The following is a 20,388-nucleotide window of genomic DNA, read 5'->3' on the forward strand; positions in this document are numbered from 1 at the left end:
ATCATACCATCGTTTGAATATTCGCAAAATAAAAAAATCCCCCACGATAATATCATTTTATTATTATGAATTTTTAAAAATTTGATATTTACTTTAAAAAAAGTGTAGACTAAAACTTATGGAAAAAAAGGAGGAATAGAAATGGAATGGATATCGAATATTGTAGATAATACAAATAATATTTTATGGACGTATCTTTTAATCATTCTTTTACTAGCAGCTGGATTATATTTTTCATTCGGCTCTAAGTTTGTACAAATACGTCTTTTCCCAGAAATGTTCCGTTTAATAGCTGAAAAAAGAGATGGCGAATCAGGTGTCTCTCCGTTCCAAGCATTTACGATTAGCGCAGCGTCACGTGTAGGCACTGGTAATATTACAGGTGTTGCACTTGCTATTGGTGTTGGTGGACCAGGCGCAGTATTTTGGATGTGGATTATAGCAATCCTTGGGATGGCTACAGCATTTATCGAAAGTACACTTGCTCAAGTTTATAAAGTTAAAGACGGTGATACATTCCGTGGTGGTCCTGCCTATTATATTGAAAAGGCTTTAGGACAACGCAAATTAGGAATCGTTTTTAGTATTTTATTAACACTAAGCTTTGGTTTTATTTTTAATGCTGTACAATCCAATACAATTGCAACTTCTGTAGGTGAAGCATTTCATATTAAACCTTATGTAATCGGTATTCTATTAGTTGTGTTAACGGCTATGATTATTTTCGGTGGCGTACATAGAATTGTTAAATTTACACAAGTAATTGTACCTGTAATGGCCGTATTTTATTTACTCGTTGCACTTTATGTAATTGTTACGAATTTAGGAGAAATTCCGGCAGTATTCTCGCTGATTTTCTCTCAAGCACTTGGACTACGAGAAGCGGCTGGTGGGGCAATTGGAATAGCTATTATGCAAGGTGTTCGTCGAGGTCTATTTTCAAACGAAGCCGGCATGGGGAGTGTACCAAATGCGGCTGCGACAGCCAATACGTCGCACCCTGCTAAACAAGGCCTTGTACAAAGTTTAGGCGTATTTTTTGATACTATTTTGATTTGTTCAGCTACGGCTTTTATCATTATTTTGGCTGGCTTATATGAAACAGGTGAAAGTAATGGTATCGTCTTAACGCAAAATTCATTAGCGGTACATGTTGGCGACTGGGCTCCTTATTTCATTGCGATTAGTATTATCTTCTTCGCTTTCAGTTCTGTTATTGGTAATTATTATTACGGTGAATCGAATATTGAATTTATCAATGCACACAAAAGCTGGATGACGGTTTACCGACTATTAGTACTTGCTATGGTAATGTTCGGTTCAGTAGCGCAAGTGCAACTTGTATGGAACTTAGCCGATCTATTTATGGGATTAATGGCGCTTATTAATATTACAGTTATTATGATACTTGGTAAAATAGCCTTCCGAGTATTAGATGATTTTACGGCGCAACGTAAAACTGGAAAAAACCCAGTATTTTATGCAAAATCTATCCCAGGATTAAAAAATACAGATTGCTGGGACGATGAACGCTGAGTGCCTGGCACGCAATCAATTTTAAACATTCAGATATTTAACTACATTTTAAATATCTTCTAAAATCCACTTAGCTTCTGCTTAATCGCACATTATGTTAGTCCAACTATTCGCGCTAAACGCGAGTTGCGACTAACGGTGTGCGGAGTAGGAAGCGCAGTGGATTTTTGTGATAATAATGGTCGGATATATGCGTACTTGCATTCCACTGCATGCTTTCTGAAGTGTGAAGTCTTTATCCTTTTTCTATCATTGCGTCTGTATACGCTTGTGACTGCCCTCGTGGAATACTCAAAGTTTTCCAGGCGTCTCCTTTTATTTGCTTCCCTATATAGGCCATTTGCCCAACATGTGAGGAATAATGCGCCATCTGTCTTTCAATGGCATCTATCACAGAATGTTGCTGCCCTCTTATTGTTACATTCTTTAATAAATCTACTTCTGTAAGACCATTTAATGTGTTAAAAAATACACCCCACCCCTTTTCCCATATGGCCATTAATTCTTCTTTGGAAGCAATACTGTCATTAAATTCATCATCACGATTTCTTGTCTCTTTCTCACCGTCCGATGTTAAAAAGTCAGTCCATCTAGAAAGCATATTGCCACTAACGTGTTTGACAATAACGGCAATACTATTCGACTCCTCATTGAAAGCCCAATGCAATTGTGCGATGTCTAATTGCGCAAGCGTTTTATCGCCATCAGCTTTAACCAATTTAAATCTTTCTTGTACAACGTTCAAATAAATTTCACCCAAACTCATAGTACAACCCCCTCATTTTGTTAGTGACAGGCACACACACAATTCTCATACAATTCTAACATAATTATGTTTAAGCTCAAGAAAACTGTAGCAAACAAAACGTTGCTACAGTTTCCCCTTAATGACGCGTCTGTAAATTTAAACGCTTTTCCATTCTATTGAATATAAACGTAAATGCTAAAACAAGGACTAAATAAAAGGCACCTGTTACCATATATGTTTCTAACGGTCGATAATTTGCACCAGCTATGGCTAAAGTTGTGCTCCATAAATCCGACATGCCAATATAAGCAACAAGCGCGGATTCTTTCAATAATATAATAAATTGATTGCCTAGCGGCGGTATTGCTCTTCTTAACGCTTGAGGTAAAACTACGCGACGCATCCCCAACGACTGTGACATCCCTAACGAACGTGCTGCTTCCATCTGGCCACGATCAATCGACTGAATAGCACCACGGAAAATTTCTGAAATATACGCACCATTATGGACAGCCAATGCTAGCACACCTGCCCAAAAAGAAGGAAGTGTTAGGAATGAAGAAATCCCAAAATACAAAATAAATATTTGAACGATCATTGGCGTCCCCCGAATAATCGCTAAATAAACTACCGCAAAAGCATTAAGCACTTTTATTTTTGACATATTAAAAAAGGCAATGACTAACCCGACAATACTACCTAAAACTAATGAACAAACGGTTACTGACAGTGTTACCCATAGTGCATCAAAAAGCATTTTATAATTTGATTGAAAAATCTCTATCATTTATTCACCCACTCTGTGTCATCGTTGTTGTAAAGTATCAGAGGTTTATTTCCTCCATTACTTATTTATTCACTTTCTCGTCCATTAAGTTAAAGCCAAACCATTTTTCACTTATTTTTGCATATGTTCCGTCCTCAATAAGTTGTGCTAACGCTTTATTTAACTTTTCTTTTAATTCCACATTCTCTTTATTCACTGCAATAGCCTGTTCATTCACTGCTAATAAATCGCCAACAGCTTTGACAGGTATTTTCGCTTCATCAATCGCAAGCTGTGCAAAAATATTGTCTGCCACAACAGCATCTAAACGACCTGTTTTAATGTCCATTAGTGCTGCAACATCTCCTTGTGGATACGTAATAACATTTTCTTTTGCTGTTAATTTTAATGCATCGGATTCATAATTTGTGGCAGGTACAGCACCAATAATTTTGCCCTTCGCATCTTCACCAGATTTAATTTCCGTATTATTTTCTGCTACAAATAATTGAGAACCAGAACGATAGTAAGTATCTGTGAAACTAACTACTTTTAAGCGTTCTTCGGTAACTGTCATACTGCCTAAAATCGCATCAAACTTATCATCTAAAAGACCTTGAATAATGGATTCAAATGGGAAAGTCATTGGCACAGGTTTCATGTCCATTTTTTCTGCTAACGCTTCGCCAAGCTCTACGTCAAATCCTACTAACTTACCATTCTCCTTATAGTTAAATGGCTTATAAATGCCACTCATCGCATAGACAAATTCCTGTTGTTCAGAGTCTGAAGAGGAGGCTTTTGTTGGCTTATCATTAGAGCTACAGCCTACTAATAATCCTACCCCTAATGTTAAAGTTGCTAATAGTGCCTTAAGCTTGATTCGTTTCATGTTTATTACCTCCCATGTGTAAGATTCTGTTTAGAAATTGTTTTGTTCGCTCATTTTGAGGATGCTCAAAGAACGTGTCCGGATGACCTTCCTCTAAAATTTGTCCACCTTCCAAAAAGACGATATGATTCCCTACTTCACGTGCAAAACCCATTTCATGCGTGACAATAACCATCGTCATACCATCATTGGCAAGCTGCTTCATCACTTGTAATACTTCCCCCACTAACTCTGGATCTAGTGCAGAGGTTGGTTCATCAAATAACATGACTTTCGGCTCCATTGCTAATGCACGGGCAATCGCTACTCGTTGCTTTTGACCGCCCGATAAACTATCAGGAAACATGGCTGCTTTATCACGAAGTCCTACTTTTTCAAGTAAATCATAAGCATAGGCAGTTGCTTGATCTTTTGACTGTTTTTTCACAAAGATTGGTGCTTCGATAATATTTTCTAGTACTGTCCGGTGAGGAAAAAGATTAAAATGCTGAAACACCATTCCTACTTCAGCCCGAATTTTATTTAAATCTGTGTTACTAGCGTCTACAGCCAACCCTTCAATCATTATTTGACCTTCATCATAGAACTCTAAAAAGTTTAAACATCGTAATAAAGTGCTCTTTCCTGAACCACTAGCTCCGACTAATACAACAACGTCCCCCTGCTGTACTTGTAAATCTACTCCTTTTAAAACTTGTAAGGAGCCAAAGGATTTTTTTAAATTATTCACTTGAATCATTGCTGTCATCCTTCCTACAACCACTTAAATCTGTTCTCATCTTAAACTATTGCATTTATGTGTTGACGTATATTCTATTAACTTAGAAACTCCCCCTCAATCCATAATCCCCTTGCACATTGATTACCATATCAATTATCTGAAATTACTAAATTAATAAATAATTAATACACTATTAATTAAACAGTAATACTATTGTTGAAAAAAGGGCTTTAATTAGACAAAAAAGTATCTTTATTTAATATGTTAGGTACTTCCCTTTATTTAAAGTATCAAATTTCAACATTTAGCCTTCATAAACTTTGTAAATGGAGTATGATGAAAAGTAATTATTATAATATTTCTAATTATTCAAAGGTGATGATAGACGTGTATAAATTATTAATTGCTGACGATGAGTTTGAAATTCGTAATGGCTTAAGTAGCTACTTTCCATGGGAAGAGATTGGCTTTGAAAACGTTGGAGTTGTTGAAAATGGTATAGAGGCTTTAGCTTTTATTCATCTTCATCATGTTGACGTGTTACTTACCGATATTCGGATGCCTGAGCTAACAGGAATTGAAATTGCCAAACAGCTCGATGAACAAAAATCACCGGTCCAGGTCGTATTTTTAAGTGGCCATAAAGATTTTGACTATGCACAGCAAGCCATTCAATATGGCGTGAAAAACTATATAACTAAACCAACAAAATACAGTGAGCTTGTCACAGTTTTTACAAAGATTAAAAAACAGCTTGATGAAAAATATGTAACCTATAAATCGGACTTTAATCATGATAAAGTCATTGACACGATATTTAGTTATGTTAACGAGCATTATCAGCAAGCTTCTCTAGAAGGTGCATCCCAGCTCGTTCATTTAAACCCGGTCTACATTAGTAAATATTTCAAAGAAAAAACAGGACGCAACTTTTCTGATTTTGTTGTTGAAGTCAAAATGGAAAAAGCCGCATTATTATTAAAAAACCCTGACTATAAAATTTACGAAATCAGTGAATTAACTGGTTATAGCAATGCTAAAAATTTCACGCGAACATTCCGTAAATATTACGGTAAAACACCTCGTGAATATCGCAACGAGGAGTGTGGCTTGCACATTGACTAATCATTATATACGCACCTATTTTTTTAAAAACGTCATTAGTTTATTAATTCCCATGCTTATACCACTAATTGTCTTAGGCGCATTATCCATTTTTTTAATTCAACAATATGTACTACAGGACATCATTGATCGCAATACGGATCTTTTAACACAAACAAAAGAAAATATCGAGCTTATTTTTTATGAGCTCGATTCGTTAAACAGCTATATTATTTCTAGTACAAACCAATTTGACAACTTGCAACAACTCATGGATAAACCAACCCTTAGCCATCAGGATTATAAGGACCTTGTAACATTTAAAAATTTTATTGATGCGCCAAAAGAAGCGAGAGAGTATATCCAATCGATATACATTTACGTTAACAATGACTCCGGTAAATATTTATCGACCACCACTACAGGATTACTGGAGCTAAGAAATACGCTCGATTTTAATTGGTATCATAGCTTTGTCACACATCTCGGTTATGAGGAGACTTGGGCTGAATCAAGAACAATTAAACGTATGACGAATAATCAATTGGATACGCCTTTAAATATTATTACGATGTATCGAACAATTCCTAAAAATAATGGTGTGCTTGTGTTAAATATTAAAGCCGACTATATCCAGCAGCAACTTGCTTCTTTATCGACGACAGTTGGACGTAATTTAGTCATTGTGGACAATAAAAATAATATCATTTTTAATGAACAAAATTATGCGCTCGCTAACCGTACCATTCAAAGACTGACATCTAATCCAAATACATTTTTTAATATGACCATCGACGATAAACCTTATGTTATTTCGAAAATGGAGTCAGCCAAATATGATTGGACATTTTTATCTATCAATCCGAAAACGAGTCTTTACCAAGTACCAAAAAAACTGCTGCAACTTGTCTTATTTCTTTCTGCGATTTGCATTATTGGTAGTGTGATTTATGCCTACTGGGTAACGAGAAAAGCAACGGTTCATATGCGAAAAATACTAGCCATTTTTCAATCGGCTGAACAGGGTGGTGTCTTACCAGAAATCTCGATTCCAGTGAATGACGTCTATAGTTTCATTACACATAACGTGTTACTAAATTTTACCGAACAAAATACATTAAAAAGAAAATTAGCTGAGAAAAAATATAAAGAGCAAACACTAGAGTTAGCCGCTCTGCAATCCCAACTGAATCCGCATTTCTTATTTAACACATTGGAAACATTAAACTGGCGCGCTATTTCGTTAACTGGGAAACCAAATGAATTAAATGATATGATTGAAAATTTAGCGACTATACTACGCTATTCATTAGATGATGAATCGAGTATGGTACCGATAATGGAGGAAATAAAATATACGAAGCACTATATTGATATTCTGAAAGCCCGTCATCAAAATCAATTTGAGGTCATTTGGGAATATGACGATAATATTATGCCGTTCAACGTGAAGAAGCTGACCATTCAACCATTAATTGAAAATGCCCTGCAGCATGGAAAACAAAATAAGCAACTTTGTCTCATTAAAATAAAAATGACTGTTCACGGCAATTTAATGACATTAGTGGTCATCGATAATGGACAAGGAATGGAACGTCAACAGCTGCAAAAGGTACGAAATCAACTTCAACAAAACGAACAATACAACCATATTGGTTTAAGTAACACCCATAAACGATTGCTCGTTGCCTTTGGTGATCATGGAGGTCTCACTATTTTAAGTAAAAAAGGCTGGGGTACAGTCATTAAAATGCAAATTCCCCTTTAAACCTTATCTAAACAAAAAAGCTAGTGTTCTATTAGTAGAGCACTAGCTTTATCCTTATAAGTTTTCATCGATATAGGTTTCTAAATCCGCAACAATTGTATCAATTGGTACGTCAGTTGCATCCTGCGCATAACCATCATATTGTTTGACTAGGATACCATCTTTATCGACTAAGAAAAATTGAACACCATGGATGACTTGATTGGAATTCGGATCATCTTTAACGAGTAGTTTTGTTGATTTAACAGCAAAGTCCTCAATATATGATTGGGAATAGCCCGTCAGGAGATTCCATTTTGATTCATCAGGCACTGTGTATCGTGCTAAATAATCCGCTAGCACTTCCGGTGTATCAACTTCAGGATCCACTGAAAATGCAACGATGTTATAATCCTCTATCCCTTTGTTCTTTAATTTTTCTTGGACTTGAGCCATATTAAAGGTCATTGGCGGACAAACGGACGTACAATTGGTGAAAATATACATGCCTAACCACGGCTTACCTTTTAAACTTTCAAGTGAAACATTTTCCCCGCGTTGATTAACATGCTCAAAATCCTGAATTCCATAATTATAATCCGCTTTAAATTTCACATTACCACATGCACTCAGTACTGTCACTAACGCCAATAATATCAACAACACAAAACCTTTATTTTTCATCTCAACACACTCCCTACCAACATTACCCTCATCTTATCCAATGATGTAAGCGTTGACAACTACTTGTCGTGACAGCTTTCGTACATCTTTGTGAAATCATTTTCATTTAAGTGAGACGAGGACATCATGAATCGCATCTAATTTTTCTTCCACTCTATGCAATAAATAAAATGAGATAAGGATAGGAAAGCCTATATCGGATAACATCATTAGCCATTGCTCCATACTTGCCCCTCCTTTCAACATTTAAATGGTCTTTGCGATTTTGCGCAAAGACCATTACATACATTAATTCATACCCACTTCAAAGTGTGAAACTTGACGATCAATAATTCGTGCACCCTTTATGCCTACGAAAGCGCCAGCTTGTCCACCAAATACATTACTCGTAATAATGGTTTGCATCGCTTGTTGAATATCAGAAGATGTAACATTTGGCTTCGGTGCATCAATTGCAATGGAAGCCGTTTTTCCTGTCTCAGTTTCAAATAGTAATTCCAATACTTTTGCCATCTTTATCGACCCCTTTCTTTTTCTGTAATTATGATAATTCTGTTGTCTCTTGCTTCATTATACTGTCCAGTGGCTGTGATGAAAGACTCGCAATCGCTCTTGCTACCGTTAGTAATGCCGTTGCCGTATGCGTATCGTTTACATGACGGTAAGTTTTGATTGCAAACTTCGGCTCATTTTTTTCATTATGTCCTGCCTTATACTTTAAGCGTAGTGTTGCACCTAAAAATTGTGTCTTTGCCATTGTAACACCCCCTTTCTGCACAATATATACGTCGGTCTGTCATTTAGGGGGACATGCTTTAAAAAATTTATTTATAATATAGCAAAAAAGTATTTTAAAATTTTTCTGCTCGAAATGCATAATTACTTTCATTTAGCACATCTTAGCTAAAAAGGGGTATTTTTCGTGTCGGAGAAAAAGCTAACCAATATAGACATTATTAAAATGTATCAAGAAACTTGGGATGAAATGAAAAAGTTAATTGAGGAAGTTAAAACGAAAAGTAAAAGAGCCATGCGCATTACTCTCTGGTTAAAAGTTATCGTAGCTTTTGCCTCCATTTCAGCGATTGGAGCTTGGCTAAGAGCAAATGGTAATGGACAAATATGGGCACTAATCCTAATTTTCGCACAAATTGCGGACATGCTTTTTGACACATTACCCTATTTCCAACAACGTATCACCTTACCTCAACAACAACTAAAATTAGAGCACATAGAAATTGATTTAAAAAAAGATTTATTACAATTTGAAATGGGGCTAATTACCGCAGAAGAAGCTTTTCGAAGATATTTTGAACATAGGAAATCTTGGATAAAAGCAATTGCTAGTTAAAAATAAATGGAAAATGGTACAGTAAAAGCCTTAAGAAAAATTGGCTCTTAAGGCTTACCTGCTGTGGTATTTACAGTTTTACTTTTATTGATAATTAATATTTTACTTCTTATAACTATTTTTATGTCACAGTTATAGAAAGGAACCTTGTGTTTAAGATTCCATAATGTACATTTGCCAACCTTGTTTTTCTATATCATCATAATTAGGCTCTATGACGATAACTTCCTCTTCCTTAAAAAGGCCATTTAATAATTCATTCATGCCCTCCCATTGTGAGAAGCATTCAGAACATTGCAGTAACAATTTACTATTCAATTCCTCTTTCACTATTTCTACCCAGCCTTGATCACAAACTACACACCATTTAACCTTATATTCATAATAGCCCAATTGATTCTACTCCGTTTCTTCCATATAACACTTAGTTCTTCCACTACACCTTAGTAACATATAAAATTATGAACGCAAAGCATTATCAACAAAATATTTTGCGCTCTCCGCATCTTTTTTCTTAACCGAAACAATATATTGCTTTTCGTAATTGCTATTCAGGCCGAAACTGCCATAGTTTCCTCTTTTCGTACCAAATCCCAGCCCTTGTCCTGAAGGGTCCACTACTTTATAGCTATATTTGATTCCTTCTCTAATTAAGGCTGCTCTAACTTTTGATAATTCCTCCATTGAGTATCCAATATAAACATCTTCTTTATTAAAAAAAACCAAATCTATCTTCCCCTTTTGATTGACATTCCATATAACAATTATTCTTGTTCTTATTTACATTAACGAGGCATTGGTGTTTCTGGTCGATTCCGACAATATGGGCAATGAGGATCATGGTATTTTGGTTCAGTCCAACAATTACATGGAGGGCAAAAATACGTATCAAAATTATCACAGTATTTTAAATTACCGTTACATAATGAGCAAACATTTCCCTGTTCTTTTTGCCCATAAACCTCTAATTCTTCTTTTAGTAACTTGTCACGCTTCTCTACCATTTCCCTAAATATCCTACCTACTGTACGAAGTGCTTTCGGATGACCGATATTCTTCAGCTCATATTTTAGCCCAAACTTGTCAGTAAAACTAACATAGCCTTTTATATAGTAATTAAAAAATCTTCCTATTTATGGTACAATGCAAATGCAGAACTTCATTTTTTAGGAAACCTTTGCAAACTTTAATTACAATGATAAGACGACTTAGCAAAATACAAATAATGGATTGAACGATATTTTCAAACGACGCGACGTGTAGCTCACTTTTCATGTCCATTTTCTCTCCACATCGCTGTCCTAAAACTTGAGCAGAAGGGAAGAAGCGTGTGAAACATTCTTTATTTTTTACGTTCTTGTTATTAGTTATTATATGCTTAGCTGGCTGTTCAGAAGAAGAACAAAATAATTTTCCATATCCAGAGCCCTTATTAAAGCATCAACCAGCTCTTGACAATGACTATACGAAAGAACTTGCCATTGCAACGTTCCGAAAAGACAACGGCTACCTCAACTATGAAATTTCTGATGTTGTCCTCGTTAAAGATAATGCCCTACCTAAGCTAAAGGCGGTTATTTCTTTTTACGATAAAGAAAATAATAATAGTAGCAATTTGGCTTTTATTTACGATAACATCAGTCGAGAAATTTGCTTTGCTGTCAATGACATAGAAGGTGTAAAAACATATGAAATCGACGATAGCAGCAATTTAACCTATGTTGGTAATGGTGCCGTAACAACATCTATACGCAAAATCGATACGAATAAAAAAATTGATTATACAATAACTTTTTCTCATGAAGATGCTACTCCAAGTACTACGATTAAAATTGAAACAGCAGAACCAACAAATTAACTGTAAAGTGATTTTGGCACATCTGCCTACGAGCAAATCCCTCCTTTCGATTGAAAGCAGGGATTATTTCTTTTCTTCACATAATATACTTTATAAAATAATCCTTCGTATCTTGATGTGTCAGTCTTCCAACTACATCGTCTTTATCAACCCATTTGATTGTACTTATTTCACTATCATTTGGACTAAGTGATTGGATATCACCTAAAAACTCTACAAGGAACATCGTTGTCTCTTGTGACGTGTAGCCGATCTGTACTTTTCTTTCAGCAGAAAAATCAAAGCAAATCTTATTTGGGAATGCTTGGACAATTTCATACATTTTCGAACCCGTTTCTTCTTGTAATTCACGTAAGAGGGCAGCGTTTATATCCATATCTCTTTCTTCTACCCCTCCTTTTATAAAATCCCACTCTCCATTAATATTCTGTCTACCTTTTAAAGTATTGATTGAGGTTTTTTGGACAATTAAAAATTTATTTCCATGAAAGACAATGGCTCCGACAGCCGTTCGTATCATTTAAATCACTACGCTTTCTGATCCCTATTTTCCAATGAACGTTATTTACTTGTGCATAATTTCTAAATCAAAGCGACACGTATATATTGTTCTTTCTCTAACTTTTCAAGGTGATGCAATTCAATTTCTTCAATATGTATACTTCGTCTTTTTAGTCTTCGCTCGGCTTCTCCAGCCCAAAAACGTATTAACTCAACGTTGTGCTCTGGTTTAATATGTTGCTTCAAATAGATTAAAAAATCATCTAAAAATTGGGGACCCCAATTACCGCCAATGCCATATACATATGGTTTTTTATGATAAAGCTCTAAATCATAAGGTGGCTCTTGCCATTCGAATATAACCAACTGTGCAAAAGCGGCTTCATCTGGCGCATGAATAATACGTACATCATCATCCATCGAATGCCAATGTTGTATGGGTGTATCATTAGTAATGGGATATAATATTTTCAATTCCCTAATTGTCATTTCTTTAATTCCTGTACAATCAATTGTTTGTAATTCACTATCTGCTACTAGTACAGAATATAATGTCATTTGTTAGCTCCTTACATTTTCTTCAATATAATATTTTGCCATAAAATATGCATGAGCTGTAAATAGCTGTGTTTGAATTGTCTTGCTCATAATCTGTTTCCCAAAATCATTAAAATCATATAATTTAACGGTTATCTCTTCAGTATCATCTAGGCTTTGTTCATATGCTTGAAATGCTTCCAAAATGAGAAATGTTTTTATTTTATTCGTTTGTGTTGCAGGGTTTACCATCAATTCACCTAAAAAAATAGGTTTTTTTAACGATGTGTACCCCGTCTCTTCTTTTACTTCTCTCAGTAACCCTTCTTCAGCCGATTCATTATCTTCTATTTTACCCGCGGGTACTTCTAAGAAAAAACATTCTCCAGCATAACGATATTGTTCGACAAGCACTAGCTGATTGTCTTGGGTAATAACAATTGCATTTACCCAATTCGCATATTCATGGACAACGTAATCATCAATGAATAGACCATTCGGAAGCTGGCAACAATCTTTTCGAATATTGCCGAATGGACTTTTATGAATATAGTCAGATTTCAATCTTTTCCATTTATCCATTGCTCTCCACCTAAGTTTATTATTTTCAAAGCATTGATGCGCAAATATTTTTAAAAACTATTCGTAGTACAAATAATAAAATACCATATTTTTTCCATTATATCAGATTATTGATTGGTAATGCTAATTCTGTAAGCACTAAAATAAAAGGAATTCCCCTCTAAATGAAGGAAATTCCTTTTTGCTAATAGGTTATTTCTTAGGCTGTAAATCCTCAATTGAATCGATATCCATATATTCAGGAACAACAAATCCATTTTTTGTACCTTTTAAATTTTCCCCTAAATCAACTAAATCGTTCTTATATTTTTCATAAAAAGAACCATGTGTGGATGGCATCCAAGCAGCAACAGTTGCATCTGCTACCCCTGTCGCGATTGCCTGAAACATTATAGCAGGGTCTACGGGTGTAATTGTCACCGTATATCCCATTTGTTCAAATACTGCCTTTAATACACTACTTGAAGCTCGCTCTGAATCCCATGGCGTAGAAGCAAGTTCAATGTCCGTTCCTTTTACTTCTTTCACACCTTTTGTCCATTCGCTAACTTTGTCTTCATTTTCTTTTATCCATTTGTCTGCGGCATCTTCAAAAGAAGTAGTCTGTGCCTCATACATGACAGCTTCCATATCTTCTGGTTCCCAATAAAAACGATCGAGAATGGTATACGCATCCGGCATATCTTTTTCTAAATCTTTACGCACAAGTGTATTAATATTTTCCGTTCCACCTAATGTTCCTTGAGGATCATCTAGAAATTTTAAATCATACGATGAAAACATCCAATGAGGTGTCCAACCAGTAATAATAATCGGTTCTTCATTTCGAATAGCTTGCTCTAATGAACCTAACATCCCTGGGGTAGAACTTTCAACAAGTTCCCAACCTTTCAAGTTTTCATATTCTGCTAAAGTTTTTTCCGATAAATCAGTTAACCCAGCTCCTGGTTCAATCCCTATAATCTGATAATCCACTTGTTCGCCAATGTTCGTTTTATTGCCTGTAGAATCTCCATTGTTTTGTTTGCTGTCGTCACTTCCACATCCCGTTAATAGTAATGAAACGGCTAAACCGGCAGTGAGACCGATCGTTTTCAAGTTGTTCATTTTCCCTTCCCCCTTAATTAATAGAGACCTATTTACGTCTCTTCGCATTTTCAAATAAAATACTTTATTTATAGAATTATACTGCATTACCAAAAGTAACAACTTGATTTTAACAACAGGTTGTTACTTTTGTCAAACAACAAAATGTCTATACCCGTGTTAGGGACGACTAAAACTTTTTTGTTAACGTGCAAAAAAAAAAAAAACGATGACAAGTAAATAATGTCAACGTCTTTTGTCAATCACTCCACTACCTGGTAAATCGTTACCCTATGTGATAGCGTCGTCGTATATACTCCTTTAAAATATTAGATTACTTAAATTTGTTATTCCAATCCTTGAGGAAAAGTAAATATATTCAACGGATCATACTTTTTATTTACACGCAACAGCCTTTGCGCATTACCTCCAAAGTATTCTTTTTCATAATTAGCAAGATTACTTATAGGAAAATTTATATAAGAACCTTCTGTAATTGTTTTAATAAATGCGAAATGTTTACGAATCCATAAATCATTTTCTTTGGCATAGGCATCTTCTAACCACACAGACTGAATACCCATGATATATTTAGCCTGCCTATAGAAAAAGGCGGTTTCTTTTTGGTCAATATGACTAATTTCTCCCCCTAATGCATACAAAGAAAGTGCTACATAAATCGAACCTTTTGGCGGTCTTTCGAGGAGAGCTGCAGCGGCATTAAGCTCATCTTGTGAATAATGCCTTTGAACAAACCTACCTGTTGACTTGAATTTTTCATATGAAGGATACGTTTCTTCTACCTTTTTAATCGCTTCAAGAAAAGATAGTTCTTCTATCTCTAGCCGGTACCCCACTATCTCCGAAAAAGGTTGTAAGATTTTTTCAGCCTTTTCCGATGGACCATAAAAAAATCCTGTTGCAAATATACCTAATCCTTCTCCCTCTGCATTATAAAAACTAGCGACTAACGTCATCCGTTTATCTAAATCTGGCAACCATTTTTGCCATATATCCATCACATTTACTTGTTTTTCCTGTGTTGTGTCAATATAAAAGAACTTAAAGTACGTGATAGTAGTCTGCACTGGCTGGGGTAATTGAAATGTCATGTTCACTACTACACCAAAATTGCCACCGCCTGCACCTCGACACGCCCAAAAAAGGTCTGCGTTATAATGTTTATTGGCTTTTATCAATTTTCCTTCGTAATTAACTAACTCTAATTCTAATAAACTATCACAGCCTAATCCGTAAAGTCGGCTAGAAAATCCCCAACCACCACCAAGCGTAAATCCCGATACACCAACAGTGGGGCATGTTCCACCTGGAAAACTATAGCCCTGCGTACCAATAAAATCATATACTTCCGTATTTTTTGCCCCTGCTTCGATTTTTAAAATATGATTCCTTTTATTAATATTCAATGCTTTTAATCGACTAATATCAATAACTAAAACGAAATCACCTATAGAATATCCTTCGTAATGATGCCCACCTGATCGAATGCGAATGCTTATACAATGTTTTCGTGCCCACCGTATAGCATTTATAACATCCTGTTTCATTTCGCAATAGACAATTACCAATGGATATTTATCAATAGCACGATTCCATTCTTGTCTTGCCTCCTCGTAAAGTAGTTCTTTGATTGTTATAACCTCACCAGTTAGCCCTTTTAAAAAAGAAGAATCTTGTTCCATTTTTTTCACCTCGACTATTCCAAAAGTAGTTTATACTAATGTATTCTTCTATTCAGAACAATAATAGGTTTCTAGGAACCTTCTAAAAAAAGGATTGAACTTTCTTGCGTAGATTACATTTAATAAACTTTCTAAAACATTATTTAGTTTAAAATGCTCCCTACTATCCAAAACTGCAAAACGAATTCGATAGCCAAAGCTTGCTATTAAAAAAATTCATATAAGCCCTTTACATAATAATTATAGACGTTTTCATCTATAGTCTGTGCGCCGTATCCTTCAAAGAAAATTTCTTTATCGATAGTATTTTCAAAAGCATTCGGTTTTGGGCGTATTGCCAGTGATACGTCATATCTTGGATCGCCACAAGCTCCACTTCCCCAATCAATCACACCGGTAATGACTCCGTTTGAGACTAGCACATTATCAATTGTAAAATCCCCATGAATCAATGTTTGTTGATAGTCTTCAGGTTGCGTTAGTTTAATCTTTTCTAATAATCGCTGATTGCCGTCTACTTTATAATTTTTGAAGTTGTATTCAGCTTGATCTAACATATGGTCGAGCCATTTTCGTTCATATTGTAGCTCTTTCGGACAAGGGGTAGCATGGATTTGGAACAGGATTGCACCAAAATGAAAGAGCATTTCTTGCCGCTTCTCTTTATTTGTTTCCGTACATAAAGCCGTCCTTAATGTTTCCCCTTCTACACATTCAAGCAGTGCCCAATTTTGGTTTTGTTGTTCAACAAATTTCTTCACTGTTGGAACGGGTAGTGTTGTTTGCTTTGCTAAACAGTTTAATACCGTTACTTCTCTCTCTAACCAAGAGCAAAATAATTTTCCCTTTGTTCTTTTCAATGCAAAAACGCCCTGATTACTTTCAATAATTGCCACATCAGAGCTGTGGCCTTGTCGAGGATACTTTATTGCATTTATTGTGTGAAGATACTCTTTGATTTCAATTGGTATTTCAGTGATTTCTATTAGTGGCATTTCCATATCCCCCGTCTAACTACACATATTCACATGCGCCAATTAATAAAGAGATGCTTACATTAGCATCTCCCTTTCCATAACTGCAAATTATATAGAGTCTTTGTCTTTACAAACATATTGTTTTTTAATCTTATAATGTTGACATGCGCCGCCGTTTTCATCGTATATTTCTTTGCCAACGATTAAATCCACATTGCGATTTTCAAATTGGTCATAGTTCGTAACAGACAGGACATTGGGGTCTTTCCAGTTTAAAATAACATTGCCTTTTGCATCACTAAAGTAAATCGTTTGTTCTTTATTCGATTTTTGATTGATTATATTGACAATCAAATTAACGCCTCCTGCAGCACCACCGTAATTTTCATAATAGATTTGCGCTGAATAATCCCCATTTGGTGAGACAACCGGCTTGCCGTCCTTCAAGTCTCCTTTATACATAAAATCAAATGTAAAATATTTATACTCGTAATAGAAAAACAATAATAAAATGACTACAAAAATTACTTTGATTAATTTTTTAAGCATGTGCCACATCCTTTTATCTATACCATGAAATTCCTATTGCAAAATTATGATGGATTTTGTACCTCATTGATTTCCGTATGATATGTTTTTAAAATCGTCTCTTTTATTTTTTGATGTAGCTTAAAATCTTCAGTTTGTTCTCTTGCCTCGCTTGCAGATAGCTTTCTTGTTGTAGCAAGCTCCTCAGATGTCGTTACACTATAATGACCATTATTCATATTGATGACACCGTAATCACCAAATGAATTCTTTGTTAAGAAAAGTATGGTATCCTCCATGCCAATGGCTTGATAATTACTTATCGTCTTGATTTTCTTTACGTTATCGACATCTTCTAAAATGGTGATTGGTTCAATTACACTTAGCATATCACCTTCATTAAAATGCGCATCTTCGGGTTGTTGAAGGATTTTTTTAATATGTATGTTCGTTTTAGTGATGCCATCAATTAAAAAATTAGGTTGATATTTATCTTCAGGCGTTTCATGAAATGTATTCATATGTTCGCGATGTTCAAATTCCGCTGTCGCTTTGGCAATAATGATCAGTTCTGAATGTTGCTTTAACGTATCAAAATTTTCGTAACGAATATAGTTGCCGTTAGAATTAATAATAGGAAGCTTTGCTATTTTTTCTATCGGAAGTTTTGTTATTTCACCTTCCTCTTTTTGCGTAAGTAAATTCGTTATAACAATTATTAATAGTAGAATTACTATCAATACGAGTCGTTTCTTACTTTTCATCTTTTTCTCCTATTTAAGAACCTAAATATTTCGTCGCTAATTCTATTTCCTTTATGTTCTTATCATAATCAACTTTATAAGCTTTAGCATTTGCTCTTGAACTAACAATATGACTAATTTTTTGGTCAATAAAATGAAGAGCAACACCGTCATCGGTTGCAACACCAGGTGTAATTCGATTAGTGGCAATCAGTTGTTGATAGGCAGGTCTTCTGTCTGATTCACCATCGTAATGGGGGCAATTACTCCCTTTGAGTAAACCTAAACATTTTAATGGTTCTAATCCATCTCCATAAGAGTCTGTAACCCCTTCTTCGAACCAACAAATGGAACCCGCACTGATACCAGCTAATATGATTCCTTGTTCCCAAGCTTTTTTCAATATCGTATCGATCCCCCACTCTTGCCATAAAATCATTAAATTCTTTGTATTCCCTCCACCAACATAAATAATATCTTTTTCTAATAAGAAACTTTCTAAATCTCTTGTAGGAGGGTTAAATAATGATAAATGGGATGGCTGACAATTCTGTTTTTCAAAGAATTGATAAAAACGAGCAATATAATTTTCCGAATCACCACTTGCCGTTGCTAGAAAACAAATTTTTGGCGTTGTTTTTCTAGCTTGTTTTAAAATGTATTGATCCAATAATGGATTTTCAGGCTCCATCGAAAATCCGCCTCCCCCAAGCGCAATAATTTGTTTCATAATGCTTCGTCCTTTCAGCTTGAGTTAGTTTTTTTTAGATAGGTACTAGATGTTATTTATTTTAGTAAAGTACGCCGTGGCATATGGATAATACTACCACAATTGAATATATTGATTATATCCCAATAAACACATATATGTAAAAGCCATCCCCAAAAAAGTATTGAAGAGCAATATGATTCTTATTCTTCTTACATAACCTAGGGCGACACAACGAATACTTTACAACTTGTAATATTTCTACAATTGCATGATTATGTTAAGCTTGGTAAATAGTCTTATCAAAATGCAAGAAAGATGGTGCTACATATAATTGGATAATACAAATAATTCAATCGGACATTATATTCATTCTCCCGAAAAACTAAAAATGATCTATAAAAGAGTGTTACTTGTGGTGAGTTTATCACAAATTTTTGGTGGTGCAGGGCTTGCAGCGGGGATTACAGTAGGTGCCCTGTTAGCTCAACAGATGCTTGGGACAGAGGCCATTGCGGGTTTACCTTCCGCCCTCTTTACATTAGGTTCTGCTATTGCCGCATATTTTGTTGGCAAGCTTTCACAACGCTATGGACGTCGAATCGGTTTAACTGTAGGTTTTCTTACCGGTGGTCTAGGAGCAATTGGGGTTGTTGTAGCTGCTTTACTCAATAGTGTTATCTTATTGTTCGCGTCCCTACTCGTCTACGGTGCAGGAACTGCTACAAATTTACAGGCTCGTTATGCAGGGACTGATCTAGCTGACAAAAAACAACGAGCAAAAGCTATTAGTACTACGATGGTTATGACAACATTTGGTGCCGTAGCAGGACCGAATTTAGTAGAAGTCATGGGGAAATTTGCCCTTTCAATTGGCATACCTTCATTAGCTGGTCCTTTTTTATTATCTGCCGTTGCATTTATAACGGCTGGTTTCATACTTTTTATTATGCTTCGTCCGGATCCATTACTGCTGGCCAAATCAATAGAAGTACATAAACATCAAGAAGCTGATGGAGCTATCAGTCAGGTTAATTCTGTCATAAATAAAAATGGGGTTATAGTAGGCGCAGTTGTTATGATTCTTACGCAAATCGTGATGGTCGCAGTTATGACCATGACGCCCATTCATATGCAACATCATGGACATCATTTAAGTGCTGTAGGCATCGTGATAGGCTTTCATGTTGGCTCCATGTATCTACCTTCGCTTGTAACAGGTATTCTTGTTGATAAGATTGGCCGAACAGCTATGAGTATCGCTGCTGGCGTGACTTTATTGCTTGCTGGGTTAGTCGCCGCCTTTGCACCAAGTGATTCGATGGTAATGCTTATACTAGCACTTTCACTATTAGGATTAGGATGGAATTTCGGCTTAATTAGTGGGACTGCTCAAATTGTTGATGCTACTGAACCTTCGACACGCGCTAAAACTCAAGGAACGATTGACGTGTTTGTTGCACTAGCAGGAGCTACTGGTGGCGCTCTTTCTGGAGTTATAGTAGCTAATTCTAATTACGCAGTATTATCTTTAACAGGTGGACTTATAGCATTTATGCTTATTCCCGTTATTTTATGGTACCGGAAATCGAAATAATTTGACTTTCTAGTGTGG

General features: G+C 35.5%; 26 protein-coding genes. 6 read left to right on the forward strand and 20 right to left on the reverse strand.

The window, feature by feature from the left end:
* Nucleotides 1-141: 141 nt before the first annotated feature.
* Entirely contained in the window at nt 142-1,536 is a 1,395-nt protein-coding gene (locus ACIQXI_RS07305) for an alanine/glycine:cation symporter family protein (protein ID WP_402923025.1), read from the forward strand.
* A gap of 235 nt (nt 1,537-1,771) precedes the next feature.
* Here ACIQXI_RS07305 and ACIQXI_RS07310 read toward each other — a convergent pair whose 3' ends face one another.
* The 4 genes from ACIQXI_RS07310 to ACIQXI_RS07325 all read right to left on the reverse strand — a co-directional run bounded on the left by ACIQXI_RS07310 (nt 1,772) and on the right by ACIQXI_RS07325 (nt 4,681).
* Nucleotides 1,772-2,302 (reverse strand): DUF1572 family protein, encoded by a 531-nt coding sequence (locus ACIQXI_RS07310; RefSeq protein ID WP_402923027.1) that lies wholly within the window; start codon nt 2,300-2,302, stop codon nt 1,772-1,774.
* A 118-nt stretch (nt 2,303-2,420) separates the two neighbouring features.
* The gene (locus ACIQXI_RS07315; protein ID WP_402923029.1) at nt 2,421-3,071 is read right to left on the reverse strand and encodes an amino acid ABC transporter permease; all 651 of its coding nucleotides are present in this window, start codon (nt 3,069-3,071) and stop codon (nt 2,421-2,423) included.
* A gap of 61 nt (nt 3,072-3,132) precedes the next feature.
* Nucleotides 3,133-3,942 carry a transporter substrate-binding domain-containing protein gene (locus tag ACIQXI_RS07320; protein ID WP_402923030.1) on the reverse strand — a complete coding sequence of 270 codons (810 nt, stop codon included), beginning with the start codon at nt 3,940-3,942 and terminating at the stop codon, nt 3,133-3,135.
* On the reverse strand, nt 3,923-4,681 hold the full coding sequence (locus ACIQXI_RS07325) for an amino acid ABC transporter ATP-binding protein (RefSeq protein ID WP_402925701.1): 759 nt from the start codon (nt 4,679-4,681) through the stop codon (nt 3,923-3,925). Before ACIQXI_RS07325 ends, ACIQXI_RS07320 begins: the two co-directional genes overlap by 20 nt.
* A gap of 369 nt (nt 4,682-5,050) precedes the next feature.
* Between ACIQXI_RS07325 and ACIQXI_RS07330 the strand changes: the two genes are divergently transcribed.
* Together ACIQXI_RS07330 and ACIQXI_RS07335 are read left to right on the forward strand one after the other, a co-directional pair.
* The gene (locus tag ACIQXI_RS07330; protein ID WP_402923032.1) at nt 5,051-5,788 is read left to right on the forward strand and encodes a response regulator transcription factor; all 738 of its coding nucleotides are present in this window, start codon (nt 5,051-5,053) and stop codon (nt 5,786-5,788) included.
* Nucleotides 5,781-7,535: a sensor histidine kinase gene (locus ACIQXI_RS07335; RefSeq protein WP_402923034.1), complete on the forward strand. Its 1,755-nt coding sequence runs from the start codon at nt 5,781-5,783 to the stop codon at nt 7,533-7,535. Before ACIQXI_RS07330 ends, ACIQXI_RS07335 begins: the two co-directional genes overlap by 8 nt.
* 54 nt (nt 7,536-7,589) lie before the next feature.
* On the opposite strand, the gene ACIQXI_RS07340 is transcribed toward ACIQXI_RS07335, so the two are convergent.
* The 4 genes from ACIQXI_RS07340 to ACIQXI_RS07355 form a co-directional block, all read right to left on the reverse strand.
* Nucleotides 7,590-8,198, reverse strand: coding sequence for an SCO family protein (locus tag ACIQXI_RS07340; RefSeq protein WP_402923036.1), 609 nt, complete (start codon nt 8,196-8,198; stop codon nt 7,590-7,592).
* A gap of 102 nt (nt 8,199-8,300) precedes the next feature.
* Nucleotides 8,301-8,423, reverse strand: a complete 123-nt coding sequence (locus ACIQXI_RS07345; RefSeq protein ID WP_402923038.1) for a YvrJ family protein — start codon at nt 8,421-8,423, stop codon at nt 8,301-8,303.
* A gap of 63 nt (nt 8,424-8,486) precedes the next feature.
* Nucleotides 8,487-8,711: a DUF2922 domain-containing protein gene (locus ACIQXI_RS07350; protein ID WP_402923040.1), complete on the reverse strand. Its 225-nt coding sequence runs from the start codon at nt 8,709-8,711 to the stop codon at nt 8,487-8,489.
* 28 nt (nt 8,712-8,739) lie between these two features.
* The gene (locus tag ACIQXI_RS07355; protein WP_402923042.1) at nt 8,740-8,955 is read right to left on the reverse strand and encodes a DUF1659 domain-containing protein; all 216 of its coding nucleotides are present in this window, start codon (nt 8,953-8,955) and stop codon (nt 8,740-8,742) included.
* A 165-nt stretch (nt 8,956-9,120) separates the two neighbouring features.
* Between ACIQXI_RS07355 and ACIQXI_RS07360 the strand changes: the two genes are divergently transcribed.
* Nucleotides 9,121-9,549 carry a hypothetical protein gene (locus ACIQXI_RS07360; RefSeq protein ID WP_402923044.1) on the forward strand — a complete coding sequence of 143 codons (429 nt, stop codon included), beginning with the start codon at nt 9,121-9,123 and terminating at the stop codon, nt 9,547-9,549.
* A gap of 153 nt (nt 9,550-9,702) precedes the next feature.
* Here the strand turns inward: ACIQXI_RS07360 and ACIQXI_RS07365 are convergent, their stop codons facing one another.
* The 3 genes from ACIQXI_RS07365 to ACIQXI_RS07375 all read right to left on the reverse strand — a co-directional run bounded on the left by ACIQXI_RS07365 (nt 9,703) and on the right by ACIQXI_RS07375 (nt 10,553).
* Nucleotides 9,703-9,942, reverse strand: a complete 240-nt coding sequence (locus tag ACIQXI_RS07365; protein WP_402923046.1) for a hypothetical protein — start codon at nt 9,940-9,942, stop codon at nt 9,703-9,705.
* A gap of 66 nt (nt 9,943-10,008) precedes the next feature.
* The gene (locus ACIQXI_RS07370; RefSeq protein WP_402923048.1) at nt 10,009-10,275 is read right to left on the reverse strand and encodes a hypothetical protein; all 267 of its coding nucleotides are present in this window, start codon (nt 10,273-10,275) and stop codon (nt 10,009-10,011) included.
* A 59-nt stretch (nt 10,276-10,334) separates the two neighbouring features.
* A complete protein-coding gene (locus ACIQXI_RS07375) occupies nt 10,335-10,553 on the reverse strand; it encodes a hypothetical protein (RefSeq protein ID WP_402923050.1) in 219 nt (72 codons plus the stop codon).
* Between the two features lie 326 nt (nt 10,554-10,879).
* Between ACIQXI_RS07375 and ACIQXI_RS07380 the strand changes: the two genes are divergently transcribed.
* The gene (locus ACIQXI_RS07380) at nt 10,880-11,407 is read left to right on the forward strand and encodes a hypothetical protein (protein ID WP_402923052.1); all 528 of its coding nucleotides are present in this window, start codon (nt 10,880-10,882) and stop codon (nt 11,405-11,407) included.
* A gap of 76 nt (nt 11,408-11,483) precedes the next feature.
* Here the strand turns inward: ACIQXI_RS07380 and ACIQXI_RS07385 are convergent, their stop codons facing one another.
* From ACIQXI_RS07385 to ACIQXI_RS07425, 9 genes are all read right to left on the reverse strand, one after another.
* The gene (locus ACIQXI_RS07385) at nt 11,484-11,927 is read right to left on the reverse strand and encodes an NUDIX domain-containing protein (RefSeq protein ID WP_402923054.1); all 444 of its coding nucleotides are present in this window, start codon (nt 11,925-11,927) and stop codon (nt 11,484-11,486) included.
* Between the two features lie 62 nt (nt 11,928-11,989).
* Nucleotides 11,990-12,466, reverse strand: coding sequence for a hypothetical protein (locus tag ACIQXI_RS07390; RefSeq protein WP_402923056.1), 477 nt, complete (start codon nt 12,464-12,466; stop codon nt 11,990-11,992).
* 3 nt (nt 12,467-12,469) lie between these two features.
* The gene (locus tag ACIQXI_RS07395) at nt 12,470-13,027 is read right to left on the reverse strand and encodes an NUDIX hydrolase (protein WP_402923058.1); all 558 of its coding nucleotides are present in this window, start codon (nt 13,025-13,027) and stop codon (nt 12,470-12,472) included.
* Nucleotides 13,028-13,219: 192 nt separating this feature from the next.
* Nucleotides 13,220-14,134 (reverse strand): glycine betaine ABC transporter substrate-binding protein, encoded by a 915-nt coding sequence (locus tag ACIQXI_RS07400; RefSeq protein ID WP_402923060.1) that lies wholly within the window; start codon nt 14,132-14,134, stop codon nt 13,220-13,222.
* Between the two features lie 326 nt (nt 14,135-14,460).
* Nucleotides 14,461-15,816 (reverse strand): FAD-binding oxidoreductase, encoded by a 1,356-nt coding sequence (locus ACIQXI_RS07405; RefSeq protein WP_402923062.1) that lies wholly within the window; start codon nt 15,814-15,816, stop codon nt 14,461-14,463.
* 206 nt (nt 15,817-16,022) lie between these two features.
* The gene (locus ACIQXI_RS07410) at nt 16,023-16,811 is read right to left on the reverse strand and encodes a phosphotransferase (RefSeq protein WP_402923064.1); all 789 of its coding nucleotides are present in this window, start codon (nt 16,809-16,811) and stop codon (nt 16,023-16,025) included.
* A gap of 90 nt (nt 16,812-16,901) precedes the next feature.
* Nucleotides 16,902-17,342, reverse strand: coding sequence for a DUF5412 family protein (locus tag ACIQXI_RS07415; protein WP_402923066.1), 441 nt, complete (start codon nt 17,340-17,342; stop codon nt 16,902-16,904).
* 44 nt (nt 17,343-17,386) lie between these two features.
* Entirely contained in the window at nt 17,387-18,085 is a 699-nt protein-coding gene (locus ACIQXI_RS07420; RefSeq protein ID WP_402923068.1) for a hypothetical protein, read from the reverse strand.
* Between the two features lie 13 nt (nt 18,086-18,098).
* The gene (locus tag ACIQXI_RS07425) at nt 18,099-18,794 is read right to left on the reverse strand and encodes a Type 1 glutamine amidotransferase-like domain-containing protein (protein ID WP_402923070.1); all 696 of its coding nucleotides are present in this window, start codon (nt 18,792-18,794) and stop codon (nt 18,099-18,101) included.
* A gap of 370 nt (nt 18,795-19,164) precedes the next feature.
* Between ACIQXI_RS07425 and ACIQXI_RS07430 the strand changes: the two genes are divergently transcribed.
* The gene (locus ACIQXI_RS07430; protein WP_402925704.1) at nt 19,165-20,370 is read left to right on the forward strand and encodes an MFS transporter; all 1,206 of its coding nucleotides are present in this window, start codon (nt 19,165-19,167) and stop codon (nt 20,368-20,370) included.
* Nucleotides 20,371-20,388 lie beyond the last annotated feature (18 nt).

The organism is Lysinibacillus sp. NPDC097195 (assembly GCF_044762075.1).
Lineage (GTDB): Bacteria > Bacillota > Bacilli > Bacillales_A > Planococcaceae > Lysinibacillus.